General features: G+C 41.7%; 16 protein-coding genes and 1 other annotated feature (1 of these 17 running past the window's edge). Of the genes, 3 read left to right on the top strand and 13 right to left on the bottom strand.

Going from position 1 to position 17,609, the window contains the following annotated elements:
* Nucleotides 1-124: a binding site (T-box leader), on the bottom strand (it extends 92 nt beyond the left edge of the window).
* A 139-nt stretch (nucleotides 125-263) separates the two neighbouring features.
* Nucleotides 264-1,799: an N-acetylmuramoyl-L-alanine amidase family protein gene (locus E2626_RS10370; protein ID WP_166786792.1), complete on the top strand. Its 1,536-nt coding sequence runs from the start codon at nucleotides 264-266 to the stop codon at nucleotides 1,797-1,799.
* Between the two features lie 160 nt (nucleotides 1,800-1,959).
* On the opposite strand, the gene dtd is transcribed toward E2626_RS10370, so the two are convergent.
* From dtd to E2626_RS10335, 7 genes are all read right to left on the bottom strand, one after another.
* Nucleotides 1,960-2,397 (bottom strand): D-aminoacyl-tRNA deacylase, encoded by a 438-nt coding sequence (dtd, locus tag E2626_RS10365; RefSeq protein WP_134381677.1) that lies wholly within the window; start codon nucleotides 2,395-2,397, stop codon nucleotides 1,960-1,962.
* 18 nt (nucleotides 2,398-2,415) lie between these two features.
* Nucleotides 2,416-4,608, bottom strand: coding sequence for a RelA/SpoT family protein (locus E2626_RS10360; protein WP_134381676.1), 2,193 nt, complete (start codon nucleotides 4,606-4,608; stop codon nucleotides 2,416-2,418).
* Between the two features lie 157 nt (nucleotides 4,609-4,765).
* Nucleotides 4,766-5,278 carry an adenine phosphoribosyltransferase gene (locus E2626_RS10355; protein WP_134381675.1) on the bottom strand — a complete coding sequence of 171 codons (513 nt, stop codon included), beginning with the start codon at nucleotides 5,276-5,278 and terminating at the stop codon, nucleotides 4,766-4,768.
* On the bottom strand, nucleotides 5,269-7,623 hold the full coding sequence (recJ, locus tag E2626_RS10350; RefSeq protein ID WP_134381674.1) for a single-stranded-DNA-specific exonuclease RecJ: 2,355 nt from the start codon (nucleotides 7,621-7,623) through the stop codon (nucleotides 5,269-5,271). Before recJ ends, E2626_RS10355 begins: the two co-directional genes overlap by 10 nt.
* 84 nt (nucleotides 7,624-7,707) lie before the next feature.
* Complete coding sequence (locus E2626_RS10345; protein ID WP_134381673.1) at nucleotides 7,708-8,046, bottom strand: LapA family protein; 339 nt, start codon at nucleotides 8,044-8,046, stop codon at nucleotides 7,708-7,710.
* A gap of 376 nt (nucleotides 8,047-8,422) precedes the next feature.
* The gene (gene secDF, locus E2626_RS10340) at nucleotides 8,423-10,693 is read right to left on the bottom strand and encodes a protein translocase subunit SecDF (RefSeq protein ID WP_134381672.1); all 2,271 of its coding nucleotides are present in this window, start codon (nucleotides 10,691-10,693) and stop codon (nucleotides 8,423-8,425) included.
* 151 nt (nucleotides 10,694-10,844) lie between these two features.
* Nucleotides 10,845-11,165 (bottom strand): post-transcriptional regulator, encoded by a 321-nt coding sequence (locus tag E2626_RS10335; RefSeq protein ID WP_134381671.1) that lies wholly within the window; start codon nucleotides 11,163-11,165, stop codon nucleotides 10,845-10,847.
* A 99-nt stretch (nucleotides 11,166-11,264) separates the two neighbouring features.
* On the opposite strand from E2626_RS10335, the gene spoVB reads away from it, so the two are divergent.
* Nucleotides 11,265-12,764, top strand: coding sequence for a stage V sporulation protein B (gene spoVB / locus E2626_RS10330; RefSeq protein WP_166786791.1), 1,500 nt, complete (start codon nucleotides 11,265-11,267; stop codon nucleotides 12,762-12,764).
* On the opposite strand, the gene E2626_RS10325 is transcribed toward spoVB, so the two are convergent.
* Nucleotides 12,751-13,386 (bottom strand): DUF421 domain-containing protein, encoded by a 636-nt coding sequence (locus E2626_RS10325; protein ID WP_244094302.1) that lies wholly within the window; start codon nucleotides 13,384-13,386, stop codon nucleotides 12,751-12,753. The genes spoVB and E2626_RS10325 overlap by 14 nt on opposite strands.
* A gap of 91 nt (nucleotides 13,387-13,477) precedes the next feature.
* On the opposite strand from E2626_RS10325, the gene E2626_RS10320 reads away from it, so the two are divergent.
* Entirely contained in the window at nucleotides 13,478-13,855 is a 378-nt protein-coding gene (locus E2626_RS10320; RefSeq protein WP_134381669.1) for a TIGR04086 family membrane protein, read from the top strand.
* Between the two features lie 51 nt (nucleotides 13,856-13,906).
* On the opposite strand, the gene yajC is transcribed toward E2626_RS10320, so the two are convergent.
* Genes yajC through ruvB form a run of 5 tightly spaced genes read right to left on the bottom strand, consistent with a single transcriptional unit; the run spans nucleotide 13,907 to nucleotide 17,604 of the window.
* Complete coding sequence (yajC, locus tag E2626_RS10315; RefSeq protein WP_134381668.1) at nucleotides 13,907-14,179, bottom strand: preprotein translocase subunit YajC; 273 nt, start codon at nucleotides 14,177-14,179, stop codon at nucleotides 13,907-13,909.
* Nucleotides 14,180-14,212: 33 nt separating this feature from the next.
* Entirely contained in the window at nucleotides 14,213-15,352 is a 1,140-nt protein-coding gene (gene tgt, locus E2626_RS10310; protein ID WP_134381667.1) for a tRNA guanosine(34) transglycosylase Tgt, read from the bottom strand.
* Between the two features lie 15 nt (nucleotides 15,353-15,367).
* On the bottom strand, nucleotides 15,368-16,393 hold the full coding sequence (queA, locus tag E2626_RS10305; protein ID WP_134381666.1) for a tRNA preQ1(34) S-adenosylmethionine ribosyltransferase-isomerase QueA: 1,026 nt from the start codon (nucleotides 16,391-16,393) through the stop codon (nucleotides 15,368-15,370).
* Nucleotides 16,394-16,405: 12 nt separating this feature from the next.
* Nucleotides 16,406-16,609 (bottom strand): DUF2905 domain-containing protein, encoded by a 204-nt coding sequence (locus tag E2626_RS10300; protein WP_041121025.1) that lies wholly within the window; start codon nucleotides 16,607-16,609, stop codon nucleotides 16,406-16,408.
* Complete coding sequence (gene ruvB, locus E2626_RS10295) at nucleotides 16,606-17,604, bottom strand: Holliday junction branch migration DNA helicase RuvB (protein ID WP_134381665.1); 999 nt, start codon at nucleotides 17,602-17,604, stop codon at nucleotides 16,606-16,608. Before ruvB ends, E2626_RS10300 begins: the two co-directional genes overlap by 4 nt.
* Nucleotides 17,605-17,609: the final 5 nt, after the last annotated feature.

Here is a 17,609-nt window from a genome sequence, read left to right as displayed (position 1 = left end):
ATTTCAGGAAAAAACCTACGGAGTGTTCATTCAACAAGGCGTAATGTAAGTCTGCTTCCAGCCTGTGGCAAACTCTCTCTATACATACATTCTCTCGTTTACTATTCTCCATCATCGGTATTCGTTCATATAATGTAATCAATCATAATCACCAAAAGCTGTGTTGTCAAGGGGTTAAACATAGTATTTAATTTTAAAAATTCTAATGACGATAGATTCAGTTTTCTATATGATTAAGACATGACGAATTTGAGGTGATAGGATTGAAACTGCTGTCTGGACTGATTACTTTTATTTTATTCATTTCTTTTTTTCCGATTGTCAATGTATCGGCTGAAGGTAATGTGGTTGAATCTGCACATGATAATATCCTGATTCGGGAAGGTCCCGGGCTTTCCTATCCCGCAGTTGCTTCAGGAAATGATGGCGATACTTACACAGAGCTGCAGCGAAGTAACGGTTGGGTTGAAGTTTCACTTGATGATGGAACAGGATGGATTGCCGATTGGCTATTAAGTACAGACAACGACATTCCAGAAGAACAACAGGATGTTCAGCCGTCTGAAACGAATGTTGAAGATAGCAATGGTACGATTCTGGTAGACAGATTAAATGTCAGAGTTGATTTTTCTACTGATGGAAGCGTGATTGGCACACTGAACACAGGCGATCAGGTAACAGTCAGTGACGAAAAATACGGATGGTTATACATAAGCACAGGCTCATTAAGCGGATGGATCAGCTCAGATTATGTTGAATACCATGCTGAATTGATTCAGGCAACACCCGAAGAAACAAGCACGGATGACATTCATATCACTGTTGATGGACTTCAGGTACGCGACGAACCGGATCGAAATGCTGAAGTTGTTGGAACGGTTAATTTATATGACTCTTTTACAGTAGAAGAGCAGTCAGGTGAATGGCTCAGAATCGAGTATGAGTCCGGTCAAAATGGTTGGATTGCAGCCTGGTTTACTGAGCGCGGCATTCACGCAGAAAGCAATATGGAGATTGCTGAAAGTGAAAAAGTGACTATTTTATATAATGGTTCGAATATACGAACTGAGGCTTCTACAGACGCTCCGGTTTTATACAAAGCCAATGCCGGAGAGTCTTTCTCAATTGTAAGTCAAAATGGAGATTGGTTTGAAATTACTATACCTGGCGGTGGCAGCGGATATATTGCTAATTGGATTATTTCGACTGATCAGGAAGTAGCAGTGCAAACTGAGGAAGAAAGTGATGAACCGGTAAAATCAATTTCTGACGCTACAATCGTCATAGATGCAGGTCACGGCGGTCGTGACGGCGGAGCTATCGGGGCTGCAGGAACCTTAGAAAAATCATTAACGATCAGAACCGCTGAAGCACTCTACCATATGCTATCAAGTACTGGTGCAAATGTCATAATGACGCGGGAAGATGACCGTTATATTGATCTTTACAGCCGTGTTGCTGCTTCAAAAGATCATCATGCAGACGCTTTTGTGTCTATTCATTATGATGCAATTCATGATCGGAGTGTGAAAGGATTCACTACTTATTACTATGGGGGGCCTGATGAACTTCTCGCTGACTCCGTTCACGAAGGTCTGTCTGACAGTATGACAATAAAAAACCGCGGCGTGCATCACGGTAACTTCCTGGTTTTAAGAGATAATGTAGCTCCATCTGTACTTTTAGAACTCGGTTTTATTAGTAACCCTTCAGAAGAAGCGTCGGTAACGAATGACCGTTTCAGAGAAATCGCTGCTAAAGGGATTTATAATGGTCTGACTGATTACTTTTCTAATTAAATGGCTCTATTTAGGTTGGCTGTTGGTTTCCTCATCAACCTGGTACTTTCCGCAGTCTGATGCAGGTTTCACTCCCTTAAAGCTTCAGCCACCAGCTGCGCAAAAAAAGAGCTTCAAATTATTAAAAGCGCTTCTCCGATTTTTTCGGAGAAGCGCTTTTTTAACTTTCAACGATTAGAGTGACAGGTCCATCATTGACGAGTGATACGTCCATCATTGCACCGAAAACTCCTGTTTCCACCTTAATCCCTTTTTCTATTAATAAATCATTAAATCTTTTATACAAAGGCTCAGCATGGTCAGGTTTGGCAGCATTCATAAAATTAGGTCGTCTCCCCTTTTTCGTATCACCATAGAGAGTGAATTGTGAAATAGACAGGATTTCTCCACCCTGTTCCAGTACGGAATTGTTCATTTTACCTTCCTCATCTTCAAATATACGGAGGTTTGCAATTTTGTCTGCAGCATAACGGCAGTCAGATTCTGTATCTTCCTGACTGATGCCAACTAAAAGGACTAATCCTGAATCAATTTTACCTTCAACCTGACCTTCTACTGTCACTTTTGCTTCTTTACTTCGCTGAACGACAACTTTCAAAATCATGTGCCTCCCAAACTAATTTACGATTCTTTGAACAGCGTAAATATCCGGTATTTGTTTGATCCGGTCAACTACTCTCTGCAAGTGTGTCACATTCTGAATCATGATCGACATACTGATCGTAGCCATTTTATTACGGTCACTTCTACCGCTTACCGCTGAAATATTTGTCTTCGTTTCATTCACAGCCTGCAGGACTTCGTTCAGCAGACCTCTCCTGTCATAGCCCGAAATTTCAATGTCAACATTGTATTCTTTTCTATTTTCAGTGGTCCCTTCCCATTCTACCGGGATCAGTCTTGCCTCAGAGTCACCCTGAATATTAGGGCAGTCGCTTCTATGAACAGATACGCCACGGCCTCTCGTAATAAAACCGATGATTTCATCTCCAGGCACAGGACTGCAGCACTTTGATAGTCTGACCAGCAGGTTATCTATCCCCTTAACAGTAACGCCTGCATCCTTTTTCTTTTTGGTGGACGGCGGTTTTATATCTGCCATGGCTTTTTCAAGTGTATCTTCTTCATCACGTAATTTGCGCAGGCGATCAGTTAAACGGTTTGCAATCTGAGCACCGGTAATGCCTCCGTAGCCGACAGCTGCATAAAGGTCTTCTTCACTCGCAAAATTATATTTTTCATACACACGTTTCATATTTTCTTCCGTCAGCACTTCTTTTGGTGAGAAATCGAGCGCACGAATTTCACGATCTACTGAATCGCGGCCTTTTTCAACATTTTCATCACGTCTCTGTTTTTTGAAAAATGCTTTAATTTTATTTTTTGCCTGTGACGTCTGTGCCAGTTTTAGCCAGTCCTGACTCGGACCATATGAATGCTTAGACGTCATAATTTCGATAATATCACCCGTTTGCAGAGCTGAGTCAAGAGGAACCATTTTACCATTAATCTTGGCACCTATTGTTTTGTTCCCAATTTCCGAGTGAACACGATAGGCAAAATCGATTGGAACTGAACCCGATGGCAGTTCCATTACGTCGCCTTTAGGTGTGAATACATATACCATATCTGAAAATAAATCGAATTTTAAAGCATCCATGAATTCTTCAGCGTCTGATGAATCCTGCTGAAATTCAAGGATCTCTCTGAACCATGTTAATTTTTTCTCGATCGTCTGTTTACTATCTTCATTTACTACCGTACCTTCTTTATATGCCCAGTGTGCAGCAACACCATATTCAGCAATCCGGTGCATATCAGCTGTTCTGATCTGCACTTCAAGCGGATCACCTTTTGGACCAATAACCGTTGTATGAAGAGACTGGTACATATTTGGCTTCGGCATTGCAATGTAATCTTTGAATCGTCCCGGCATCGGCTTCCAGCAGGTATGAATGATACCCAGGACTGCATAACAGTCTTTTATACTGTCAACGACTACACGCACAGCAAGAAGATCATAGATTTCATTGAACTGTTTATTCTGAACCGCCATCTTTTTATAAATAGAATAAATATGCTTTGGTCTGCCAAGAATATCAACGTCTATCCCAACATCTTTCACCTGTTGTTTGATTTCAGTGATGACTTCCTCTACATATTCTTCACGCTCATTGCGTTTCTTCTTCATCAGATTAACGATACGGTAATACTGCTGAGGGTTCAGGTATCTGAGAGATGTATCCTCCAGCTCCCACTTAATTGTGGATATCCCTAGCCTGTGTGCTAGCGGTGCAAATATTTCAAGCGTTTCATTGGAAATACGTATCTGTTTTTCCACGGGCATATGCTTTAATGTCCGCATATTATGAAGACGGTCAGCGAGTTTAATTAAAATCACTCTGATATCCTGTGCCATCGCGATAAACATTTTACGATGGTTTTCCGCCTGTTGTTCTTCTTTCGATTTATATTTAATTTTACCCAGTTTAGTTACGCCGTCAACCAGCATGGCAACTTCTTCGTTAAACTTTTCAGCCAGATCCACATACGTAAAAATAGTATCTTCAATTACATCATGAAGAAATCCTGCCGCGACTGTGGATGGATCCATTTGAAGTTCAGCAAGAATACCTGCAACTTGAACAGGGTGGATGATATAAGGCTCACCTGATTTTCTGAACTGCTCTTTGTGTGCTTCTTCAGCCAGTAGATATGCTTTTTGAACGAACTCTACCTGACTTTCATTCATATAACTAGAGGTAATCTCGAACACTTCTTCAACGGTAAGCACCCGATCATTTGCCATACAATTTATCACCTTTATCATGTTTAGTAGTTTTGAGTATTGTTTCTATTATTAATAAAAAATCAATTTATGTAAAGCCATTACAGACATTTCATTAAATAAAGCGGAAATATATTAAAAAGAGTCCCTGAAGAAGGACTCTTTTAACAATTGTTCATTAATATTCCATTAAGCGAAGCATGTCGTAACCGTTCAATTTTTCACGGCCATTCAGATAAGTTAATTCAATCAGGAATGCACAACCTGCAACAACACCGCCAAGTTCTTCAACCAGCTTAATTGTTGCTTCAATCGTACCACCAGTAGCTAGAAGATCGTCAGTGATCAGAACACGCTGTCCAGGTCTGATTGCATCTTTATGAATTGTCAGAACATCTTTTCCATATTCTAAGCCATAGTCAACTTTTACTGTTTCTCTAGGCAGTTTACCTTCTTTTCTTACTGGAGCAAAGCCTACTCCCAGAACATAAGCAACCGGACAACCGATAATGAACCCGCGCGCTTCAGGACCTACAACAAGATCAATGTTCATTTCTTTTGCATACTCGACAATTTGATCAGTTGCATAACGGTATGCATCACCATTGTCCATTAAAGTAGTAATATCTTTAAAACGCACGCCTTTTTTCGGCCAGTCTTCCACTATTGTCACGTATTGCTTTAAATCCATAACTTTTCCTCCTCAAGTTGCTCCATCCACCCAGAGCGCTCTTCAAACCATTTTTTAAAATCCTGAAATGATGAATATAACAATTCCTGCTCTAAATTAGCCAGCTTAGATTTTGCCTGATAAGCAGGGGATTCTGTCAGCTCACGCTTGTCTATGTGGTCATTCAGCGTAATGAATCCATCGTTTATTGTAACAAAATCCAGTTCAAAAAACACCTTTGTCATAAAATTAATTGTGTCCATAGACCAACCTTTATGAGAACCAAGTGCTTTCCCATGCTGGTTTAAATGGAATGTTTTTCTTTTCTTTAAAAAAGCAAAAAACCATGCAAAGTCTTCTCTTTTTGGAACAGAACTGAAGAATTGCGGGTCTTCCAGATAAAAATGCGCATAAATTCTGGAAGGTTTACAACTCTGTAAAACACCTTCGAGCAGGTTCGAGTCTTCAGGAAGATCGAGAAATACAACTGTTTTATCATCAGTATTTAATTTCGCAGCAGATTCAAGAGTCTGTATGAGCATAATATGGTGATCAGTCAGGACAGGATTAAACCTTTCAACGGTTGCTGGGTTAAACGCCACCACAATTGAATCATCAGGAATTGTTGGTGCCCACCTTGCAGCCTGAGAAATGCCTCTTATATCGAATAACTGCCATTCATTTATCCGTAAGTCACTGACAAACAGCTGCGGCTTTTTCATATTATTCCACTCATTGATAGAAAGCTCTCCGATTAAATCAAGCTTTGCAATCGGGGAAATCTGGTCTGCAACTTCTCCCATACCAAATGCAATTGCATCAAGTGCTTGGTCTTCATGTCTGACCGAAAGCTTCAGGTGGTTCTGACCAGCTCCGATTTTCCTGATAGAAGCGATATCAGTCTGTTCAATCAGCACTTTTGGCTTAGGGTTTTTCATTCCAAAAGGAGCAAGCATTTGCAGTTGCTGAATTGATTCAAGATCAATTTCCTGAACTGATGCCTTCACATCAATGTTTGTGACTGGTATAAAATCTTCGTCACTCATTTTTTCAGCCTGAGTGTTCAGGTTGATACGCAGCTTATCTATATCCTGTAAATTTAGTGTCATTCCCGCAGCCATCGGATGTCCGCCAAAGTGCGGCAGGATAGAACGATTTTCAGAAAGCTCTTTAAACATATTGAATCCTTCTATACTTCTTGCTGATCCTTTTGCCGTTCCCTTTCCATGATCTTCACACAGAATAATAACCGGCCGGTAAAATTTTTCTACCAGCTTGGATGCGACAATACCAACTACCCCCGGATTCCATCCTTCTTTGGTTAGTATAAGAACGCGATCGTTATTAAATTGTGATTCTGCCATTTCCATTGCTTCCTTGGAAATTTCCGCCACAATCGACTGCCGTTCTTTATTCATTGCATCTATTTCACTGGCAAGTGCCTCAGCAGTTGCCGGATCATCAGTCATCAATAACTCGACGGCCGGATCGGCATCAGAAAGTCTTCCAACCGCATTCAAGCGCGGCCCGATTGCAAACCCTACTGTTTCTTCATCAGCTTCATGTATAGAAGCGCTTGATTTTTTCAGTAAAGCGTGAAGTCCTTTGCGTTCAGAAGTTCTTAGCTGTTTAAGCCCTTTCTTCACTAATAAACGGTTTTCACCCGTTAATGGTACAAGGTCAGCGATTGTTCCAATTGCTGCAAGATCCATCAGTTCAACTGGTGGTTCACCTAATAATGCGTGAGCCAGTTTAAATGCAACCCCGACACCGGCAAGTTCTTTGAATGGATAGGAACCATTTTCGAGATTCGGATGAATAATTGCATATGCTTCAGGTATTTCAGGTCCGGCTTCATGATGATCCGTGATGATGAGATCTACACCAAGCTCTTTTAATACTCTGGCCTCCTGAACTCCCGATATTCCATTGTCAACAGTTATAACAAGCTTGTAACCCTGTTCTGCCGCATAGCGAAAAGCTTCTTCATTGGGCCCATATCCTTCGGTAAACCGATTTGGAATATAAAAGTCAGGCTGTGCACCGAGTTTTTGCAGCGCGCTCAGCATCACTGAAGTACTTGTTACGCCATCAGCATCATAATCCCCATAAATTAAAATGGATTCACTTTGTTTAATGGCAAGTTGAATTCGCTCTACAGCTTTTTCCATATCGCTGAATAAAAATGGATCGTGAAATTCCTTCTTATCAATATGTAAAAAATCAGCTGCAAGTTCAGAGGTTGTCATTCCTCTTTGTACCAGTAATTTTGCAATAAAAAGCGGAATGTTAAGATCAGCTGCAAGCTTTTCAGTTTCAGCTGTGCTGCTCTCCCTAACATTCCATCTTGTTTTAGACGTTAGCATAATTTCACCTCTTCAGATGTCTTCATTATACATGAGCAATCGTCATGATTCAATGAACTGAAGAGGCAATGATATGTTTGTGAATCATTCTCCCGCTGAGTCAGGTGCAGTTTTACGATACTCTTCGCGGCTTGGCAATTCTCCATTTTGCGATTTTTGTGCTTCTGTAAGCTTTTCATTCAACTGCTTATTTTCCGTTTCAAGCTGCTTCACTTTTCTTTGAGCAATAAACAGCCTGAAGAGTCCGACTGAACCCATAATAATCCCACCCATTAGGACTGATCCGAGAATGACTAGTATGAGAGGAAGATCAGCTTCTGAGAATCCGAAGTTAACTGTGACAGGATCTACGTTAATGACTGCAAAAATGGCTACAATAAGTGCAAATACAATACCTAATATTAATGTCCACTGAAATTTCATGTCATAACCTCCTTTCTTCTTATTATATCAATATTCAACAAGAACTTAATAATTTTTACCCTCTATGCAGAGACTTTATTCCTAAACAGCCTTTGGGTTCGTCAAATGTATTCAATATTGTTTACCATTAACGAATTTTAGATGTAAAAAGAGGCTGAGACAAAACAAACTCTTTTGTTTAGTTAAACAATATTTATATTAAATCTAAGTGTAGCGGAGCGTAAGGCGGTGACTCCAGCGCGAGAAGACGGACAGGTGAGACCCCGCAGGCGCGAAGCGATGAGGAGGCTCACCGCCGGCCGCGCGGAAAGCGTCCGCCTGAAGCGCAGCGAAACGAGTAAGAGGATGAGACAGCTTATGTCCCATCCTCTTTGTATTATACGACTGGTTCGTCAGTCCATTCTTTTTTCTCTTTGTACGTAACCAGAACACCATTCTTTTTCAACTGGCGTTTCTTCAGGACATACCAGAGCTGTGCAGCGATAAACACTGATGAATACGTACCTGCAATTAAACCGATCAATAAAGCGATCGAGAAGTTTAATATAGATGTGGCACCAAATATAATCAGTGCAACAACTACCAATACGACTGTTAATACTGTATTCACAGAACGGCCAAGCGTCTGTCTCAGTGATTTATTCACGATTGAAGCCAGCTCTTCTTTCGTCTCAATACGCTTCATCTTGCGCATATTTTCCCTGAGCCTGTCAAAGGTTACGATGGTATCATTAATTGAATAACCTATAACCGTTAACACTGCAGCAATGAATGTAATGTCCACTTCAAGTCTTGTTAAACTGAAGATGGCTACGATAAAGAATGCATCATGGACAAGCGCAACAATTGACGCGGCGGCCATTTGCCATTCAAAACGAAGTGTTACATATAAGATAATTCCGATTGAAGCGATTGCTACTGCCAATAACGCATTTCTTGCCAACTCTTCTCCGATAACCGGATTGACGGTAGAAATGTTAGGATCTGATCCATATTCTTCAGTGAAAAATGATCTCAATTCAGCAATTTCAGATTGATCCAGTTCTTCTGAAAATCTGGCAACACCAATTTCCTGATTATTACCTGAAATAACAACATTAGAAGCCTCGTAACCTGCTGCTTCAATATCCTCCGCAAAAGATTCATTCGTCAACGGTGTCTCAGATAAAACTTCCATCCTAGAACCCTCAGTAAATTCAATACCCAGGTTTAGTCTGAATGCCAGTAGAACTGCCAGACCGGCGACAAGTAATACAGCAGATAGAATAAAGAACTTCTTTCTTACTGTTACGAAGTCAAAGCGGTCAAACTTTGTAGGCAGATCGAGTGAATCGGGTTCTTCGTCTTCCTTATACTCAAGAATCTCTGATTTTTTAACCCCAAACCAGCCTTTACGCTGATCAAGGAATTTACTTCTCACCCAAAGACTCATAAACAAGCGGGTTCCAAACACTGCCGTAATGAAGCTTGTCACAATACTGATCAGCAGCATCGTTGCAAAACCTTTTACAGAACTCGTACCAAATGTGAAAAGTACGATACCGGCAAGCATTGTTGTCACGTTTGCATCTACAATCGTCAGCAATGATGAACTGCTGCCTTTTTTCCAGGCTTCACGAACAGTTCTGCCAACTCTTAATTCTTCTTTCATCCGCTCATAAGTGATAATATTGGCGTCAATCGCCATACCAACACCAAGAATTAAGGCTGCAATACCCGGCAGCGTCAGCACACCATTCATCCAGTCAAAGATCACCAGAATAAGATAAATATATACTGAAAGCGTAACAATCCCGATAAAGCCTGGGAAACGGTAAACGGCAAGCATAAATAGAAAAATAAGCGAAACGCCGACAATGCCTGCTAATATAGTCTGTTCCATCGCAAGCAGTCCGAACGAAGCACCTACTGAAGTAGAATATACTTCCTCAAGCTCAACTGGTAATGAGCCTGCACTTAACAAGTCCGCTAAATTATTAGCCTCTTCCAGTGTAAAGTTTCCCGTGATGGTAACTGTATCAGTATTCAGTACCTCACTTACATTCGGTGCTGAAATAAATTTAGGATCTTCTTTCGTTCTTTCTTCTTCGTACGAATCGCCCTCTTCATAATCAAGCCAGATGACCAGCTGATTTTGAGGTGCCATTGCTAAAATTTCCTGAGTGATTTGTCCGAATTGATCTGCATCCTTCAGTTCTACCTGAACGATTGGTGCGTTTGTGTCAGGGTTAAATGTCTGTGTCGCGCCGCCTTCAACAAGATCAGCACCGGTCATTTTCACCTCGTCATTAACGTCACGAAATGTCAGGTTTGCTTCCGTTGAAAGAATTTCACGTGCCTGGTTCTGATCTTCAACACCAGCAAGCTGAACACGGATTCTGTTTCCATCTTCAACCTGAATGACTGGTTCGTTTACACCAAGAACGTTGACACGCCGATCAAGTGCTTCAGCTGTATCTGCTACGACATCTTCAGTAATTTCCTGTCCTTCTTCGGCAGGATTTACCTGATAGAGAACTTCAAACCCACCCTGCAGGTCGAGCCCCAGTTTAATATTATTCAAAATTGTATTGGAAGTCAGTCCAATCGTGCCGCCAATTAATATGACTAATAGAAAGAACGCGACAATCCTGCTGCGCTTAATCATTATGTAAAAATCCTCCTCATATGTATATAGTCGATGACTATATAAGAACTGCCCCTCATGTAACAGGTCTGTAATTGTACTGAAATTTCAGCAACAGACTTATTATGTATTACTTCCCTGTGGGTGTCAACGAACTCTCTGATTATGTCAGTTAATGTTCATGATTCTGATTGCCATGCAGCAGAAGTTGTAATTCTTCATCCTCAAGCCCGGTTCTGCCTGCTGTCTGTTTATATTGCTCATTTGTCATAAAGTTCATATAGTCTCCGGCTTTCACCTGAAGAATCTCCTGAACGACTTTGTGGAGTCTGAAATGTTCACTTTCTCTTTTCCATTTTTTGTTGGTTAAGTAACGCCATATGTTTTCAGGTGTTGCCGTATCATATCCATACAGCCTGAGTTCCTGCGCTTTACTGATCAAAGCAGGACCAACAACCGGAAAAGCTTCTTTGTAGCTGGTGTGCTGATTCATTCTGTTGCTCCCTTCTATATTTGTGGCATAGCCGCTCATCATCATGGCATATGATTTATTGTATCTAAAATATGTGCTTTTGAGAAGATGGAGGACAAAGTGTCAAAACTTATTAAAGGTACCTTACTGCTTATGGCAGCAGCGTTAGTGACAAAAGTATTGGGATTTGTACATAGAATTATTCTTGCAGATATGGCCGGTGAAGAAGGCGTAGGTCTCTATATGATGACTTTCCCGGCGCTCATGCTCGCAATCACGGTGACCCAGCTCGGATTACCGATTGCAATTTCAAAATATGTATCAGAAGCGACTGCTAATAAAAATGAACAGGACGTCCGTAAAATACTGTCAGTGTCATTATGGATAACGGGTTCATTGGCACTCATTCTGACCCCTTGCCTGTTTTTTGCAGCACCTTTTATTTCTTCGACACTTCTGAACGATGAAAGAACATTAATCCCTTTTATCGCTGTGCTTCCAATAATACCGATCGCTGCTTTTTCAGCAGTTGTACGGGGTTACTTCATGGGCAGGCAGCAAATGGGCGTTACTGCAGCAGGTTCAGTTATTGAACAAACAATCCGGATTGTCCTGTTAATTGCAGCTGTCGGTTTTTTGAGCTCTAAAGGTGCCGCCTATGCTGCTGGCGGAGCCATGCTCGCTGCTGTAATTGGAGAATTATGCTCCCTGCTGTTTTTGCTGTTCATGTTTAAAATCAAAAAAGAAAAAGCGAATGTAAGGTCAGAAAAAACTTTTATCTATACGGCAAATAAGCTGCTTAAAATTGCACTTCCAAGCGCAGGAAGCAGATTTGTCGGCTCAGTTGCTTGGTTTCTTGAACCTGTAATTGTGATGAAGTGTCTTGTATTCACAGGAATGACGGCAACAGCGGTAACAGCTGATTACGGCCTTTTAACCGGCTTTATTCTGCCTGTCCTGCTGCTCCCATCATTTATTACAGTATCGCTCAGCATGGCACTTGTTCCTTCTATAAGTGAAGCCAAAGCATTATCCCAGGAAAGTGCTGTCATGCACAGAATCACCCAGGCTTTAAGACTGTCCGCAGTAACAGGAACGCTTTGCTGTCTTATTTTATTCCTCGAAGGAGACACAATTCTTCAGCTTTTGTATGGTTCAGATAAAGGATTAGGGCTATTAAAACTGATGGCATTATTGTTTATCTTTTATTACTATCAGGGACCATTACATGCCGTTCTTCAGGCATTTGAAGCTGCCGGCAAAGCCATGGTCAACAGTATCATCGGATCTGTGATTAAACTGACTGCTATGGCTGGTTTTATGATTTATCTGGAAGATATTAAAGGTGCAGCGATCGGTCTTGCAATCGGCACAGCAGCAGTTACATTTTTACATTTTAAAACTGTTAAAAAACTGTGTCATTTACCATTACCCATCGGACAGTACGCAGCTATATTGCTTGTCGCATTATGCTGCTGGCTCATTCACACAGGGATTTCATCCATGGAAGCGCCCGTTAGAATCATGATCATGATCATTATATTTTGTTTCCTGGCATCACGTGTTCAATTGATTCAACGCGAAGATTGGGCATTTTTCAAAGTGTTTAAGAAGAACTGATAAACCATTGTCCATCTTCATACGTGCAAAAAAATATATTTTTTACATCATTATGGCCCTGTTCCTTCAGTTCTTTTCTCAGCCAGCTTTCATTTTTCCCGATCAGATCTAAATGACGGCTTTGAATTCTTCCATCCATCACGAGTGGAAGGGAGAGCTGACCTGCACTCCGCTCTTTTCTCAACACAGACAATGTACCCGAAGGCTCTAAAATCGCAAAAGATACTTCCTGCAGGTCAAAAACTTCTTTTTCTCTTAACTGCTGCATAAGATCATCTATATTATATCGATTTTTTCTCATTTCATTTTCAACAAGTTCACCATTATGAATTAATATAGACGGTCTGCCATCCATCAGATCACGAAACTTTTTTGATTTCAGTGAGAACCAGGATAACAGGATTTGCAAACCCATTAATAAAACCATCGGAAAAGCAGCCTGCATAAAACTCATATAAGGGTCTTCTATCGCAAAAGCTGCCATCTCAGCAATCATCATAAACACAATCAGATCCAGCAGGCTCAGTTCTCCAATTTCACGCTTCCCCATCAGCCTGAAGATTAATAATATCAGCAAATATAAAGTAACCGCTTTTATACCTATCAGACTGTACATCTCTATCAATGTTCCGCACCACCTTTCACTTAGTGTGTGCGTTAAACAGCATTTTAATAAATTTGAAATCGTTTATAAGAAAGGGTGTGTGATCAATATGGTTACGTGGAAAAAGACAGCTGCAGGCCTGGGTCTCTCTTTTGGACTTGTAGTCATTATGATTAGCCTGTATGCGGCTGTAGCAGCATCAATTCTGCACTTTACTGATATCACTGAATTCTCTTTACAGAAGTGGCACGGCATGGCAGGTGCTGCCGCTGTATGTATCGGGAGTATCATCGGAAGTGCTGCCTCCGGTCAAAAAGGAATTTATATCGGTCTTCTTACCGCATTGGGTGTAATTGGCGGGGCACTGTTATTGAAAGAGTCAACTTTTGAATGGTCTCACCTGATTCATTACGGTCTTTTACTCGCTTGCGGGATGGCCGGTGGTATCGCAGGCGTTAATGTATTCGGACGCTCAAAAGACAGTTAGCATATTCATGCAAAATAAAAAAGCTGCAGCTGCAGCTTTTTTATTTTTGTATTACATGACTGAATCTTTCTCTACCACTTCACGAATTGCGTTGCGGTCATAAGTTAAGCGGCTTCCATCTCCACACTTAACAACTACCTGACCTTCATCAATTGCATCAATGAATCCGTGCAGACCACCAATCGTGACAATCTTGTCACCTTTACTTAAGCTATTTTGCATTTCTGCAACTTTTTTCTGACGCTTCTGCTGAGGTCGGATTAAGAAAAGGTACATTAATCCGAACATCAGAATAAGCGGCAGCAAGGTTACGATCATATCCATTACACTAAACTCCCCCTTTCTTTCATATATCTATTAAAAGTTTTTTGCATTCGGCTGGTTGAAACCGTATTGCTCAAAAAACTCTTCACGAAAGTCTCCCAGTCTGTCTTCTTTTATCGCCTGGCGGACATTCCCCATTAAGTTTATCAGAAAATGAAGGTTATGATAAGTCGTAAGTCTAATTCCGAACGTTTCTTCACATTTAATTAAGTGTCTGATATACGCTCTTGAATAATTTTTACAAACATGGCAATCACAGTTAGGATCGATTGGAGAAAAGTCGCGAGCATACTTCGCATTCTTTACAACCAGTCTGCCCTCACTTGTCATTAAGGTCCCGTTTCGGGCAATACGCGTTGGCAGCACACAGTCAAACATATCGATCCCTCTCATCGCACCATCTATCAGAGAGTCAGGAGATCCAACACCCATCAAATATCGAGGCTTATCTTCCGGCAGCCAGGGGGTTGTGAATTCCAGTACACGATTCATGACATCTTTAGGTTCTCCAACTGAAAGTCCGCCGATTGCATAACCCGGAAAATCCATAGATACAAGGTCGTTGGCACTTTGACGGCGCAAGTGTTCATACTCTCCTCCCTGCACAATACCAAACAGACCCTGATCTTCAGGACGGCCATGAGCCTCCAGACAACGTTCAGCCCATCTTGTCGTCCTTTCAACGGAATCTTTCATATACTTTTCTTCAGCAGGATATGGCGGGCATTCATCAAATGCCATCATAATATCTGAGCCCAGCGCGTTTTGAATTTCCATTGCTTTTTCAGGGCTAAGGAATAGCTTGTCTCCATTAATATGATTTCTGAAATGTACGCCTTCTTCCTGAATATTACGGAATTTACTCAGTGAAAACACCTGGAAGCCGCCTGAATCAGTCAATATCGGGCGATCCCAATTCATGAACTTGTGAAGTCCACCCGCTTCTTTAATAATATCGTGGCCCGGACGCAGCCAGAGGTGATACGTGTTACTTAAAATAATACCTGCATTTAATTCCTTCAAATCTTCCGGTGACATTGTTTTGACTGTAGCCATCGTTCCCACCGGCATGAATGTCGGCGTTTCGAAAGAGCCGTGCGGCGTGTGCACGATTCCCAGCCGGGCACCTGTCTGTTTACATGTTTTAATATGTTCATATGTGATTGCACTCAAAAAAATTTCTCCTCTCTATTTGATCAGCATGGCATCGCCAAAACTGAAAAACCGGTACTTTTTTTCTACAGCAGCTTGATAAGCAGTAAGTGTCTGTTCTCTTCCTGCCATTGCACTCACCAGCATGATAAGCGTTGACTTTGGCAGATGGAAGTTCGTCAGCAGTACATCGGATGCTTTAAATGTATATCCGGGATAAATAAAAATGTCTGTCCATCCCGATTGCGCTTCAAAATGTCCCTGCTCATCTGCAATTGTCTCCAACGTACGGGTGGATGTTGTGCCAACTGTAATAATTTTTCCGCCGTTTGCTCTTGCCTGATTAAGAATGTCTGCATTTTCAGCAGATAATTGATAATATTCGCTGTGCATATCGTGTTCTTCAATTGAGTCCACTGATACAGGCCTGAAGGTTCCAAGCCCTACGTGCAGCGTAATAAAAGCAATACTCACACCTTTAGATCTGATCTCATCAAGAATATCTTCTGTAAAGTGAAGTCCTGCCGTAGGCGCGGCAGCAGAACCTCGCTCTTTTGCAAAAACGGTCTGGTAACGGTCCTTGTCGTCAAGTTTTTCTTTGATATATGGAGGAAGTGGCATATCACCCAGCTGGTCAAGCAGCTCGTAAAAAATGCCGTCATAACTGAACTCGAGGATACGTCCACCCTGATCACCTGTATCGATGCATTCAGCAGTCAGCAATCCTTCACCAAAAGTGATCACCGTTCCAGGTTTAATTCTTTTCGCCGGCTTCACGAGCGTTTCCCAGCGTTCCCCTTCAAGCTGCTTAAGCAACAGTACTTCTATTGCAGCACCAGTCTCCTTTTTTTCTCCAATCAGGCGAGCAGGAAGCACTTTTGTATCGTTCAACACAAGGCAATCGCCTTCATGTAAATAATCCAATATATTTTTGAATGACTGATGTTCAACTTTCCCTGTAACCTTATCCAGCACCATCAGTCTGCTTGAAGTACGATCTTCAAGCGGAACCTGAGCGATCAGCTCCTCTGGAAGTTCAAAATCAAAATCATGAATATTCATTATGGCAGCTCCTTACCTGAACCTTCCGATTAAAAAGAAGATTCCAGTCAAAATTAAACTAATTAATATAGACGTAACGATCGGAAAATAAAATGTCATATTTTCTTTTTTAATCACAATGTCACCCGGCAGTCTGCCAGCTTTAATAAACTGCAGTAAAAATCCAGCCACTAAAAGTGCAGCACCTGCAATCATCAGCATTTTTGGCAGTGTCATTCAGGCACCTCCAAATTAAAGTGTTCGTAAACGAGAGGGGTCGCAATTCTTCCGCGCGGCGTGCGTTGGAGAAAACCGATTTGCAGCAGATATGGTTCGTATACATCCTCAATTGTTGAAGATTCCTCGCCGATACTCGCTGCAATCGTATCAAGCCCTACAGGACCACCCCTGAAACGCTCGACGATCCCTCTGAGGAGCTTGTGATCGATATGATCTAATCCCAGCTGATCCACCTGCAAAAGCTCAAGTGAGGCTTTAGCAATCGGCAGCGTAATATCACCCTCACCTTTAACTTGAGCATAATCTCTCACTCTTCTAAGGAGACGGTTCGCAATACGCGGTGTTCCTCTCGAACGGCGCGCAATTTCAGTAGCACCGTAATCATCAATCTCGGTTGCAAATATATCAGCAGATCGATTTACAATTTCTTTTAATTGGTTTTCATTATAATACTCAAGTCTGCTTAGTACGCCAAACCTGTCTCTTAAAGGTGCAGAAATGGCACCTGCTCGTGTAGTTGCACCGACCAGTGTAAATGGAGGAAGATCCAGCCTCACTGATCTTGCGCTCGGACCGCTGCCAATCACAATATCAAGACAAAAATCCTCCATCGCAGGATATAATACTTCTTCAATCGCTCTTGGCAGCCTGTGAATTTCATCAATAAAAAGCACATCTCCCGGTTCAAGTGCTGTAAGAATTGCTGCAAGGTCGCCTGCTCTTTCAACCGCGGGACCCGCAGTCGTTCTGAGATTCACACCCATCTCATTAGCGATCACCGCGGCGAGCGTTGTTTTACCTAACCCCGGGGGACCATACAGAAGAACATGGTCAAGGGTTTCCTGCCGATTTTTCGCTGCTTCGATATAAATTGCAAGATTCTTCTTTACCTGATCCTGCCCAATATAGGTTTCAAGCAACTGCGGTCTGATCGATTGTTCCAGCGATGTTTCATCCAGATTAGCTTCCCCTGATACAATACGCTCTTCCATCTAAT

Source organism: Jeotgalibacillus salarius (assembly GCF_004405125.1).
In the GTDB taxonomy this organism is placed as follows: Bacteria; Bacillota; Bacilli; order Bacillales; family Jeotgalibacillaceae; genus Jeotgalibacillus; species Jeotgalibacillus salarius.
Note: the sequence above shows the minus strand (reverse complement) of the source record. Positions and strands in the feature narration are given on the sequence as shown.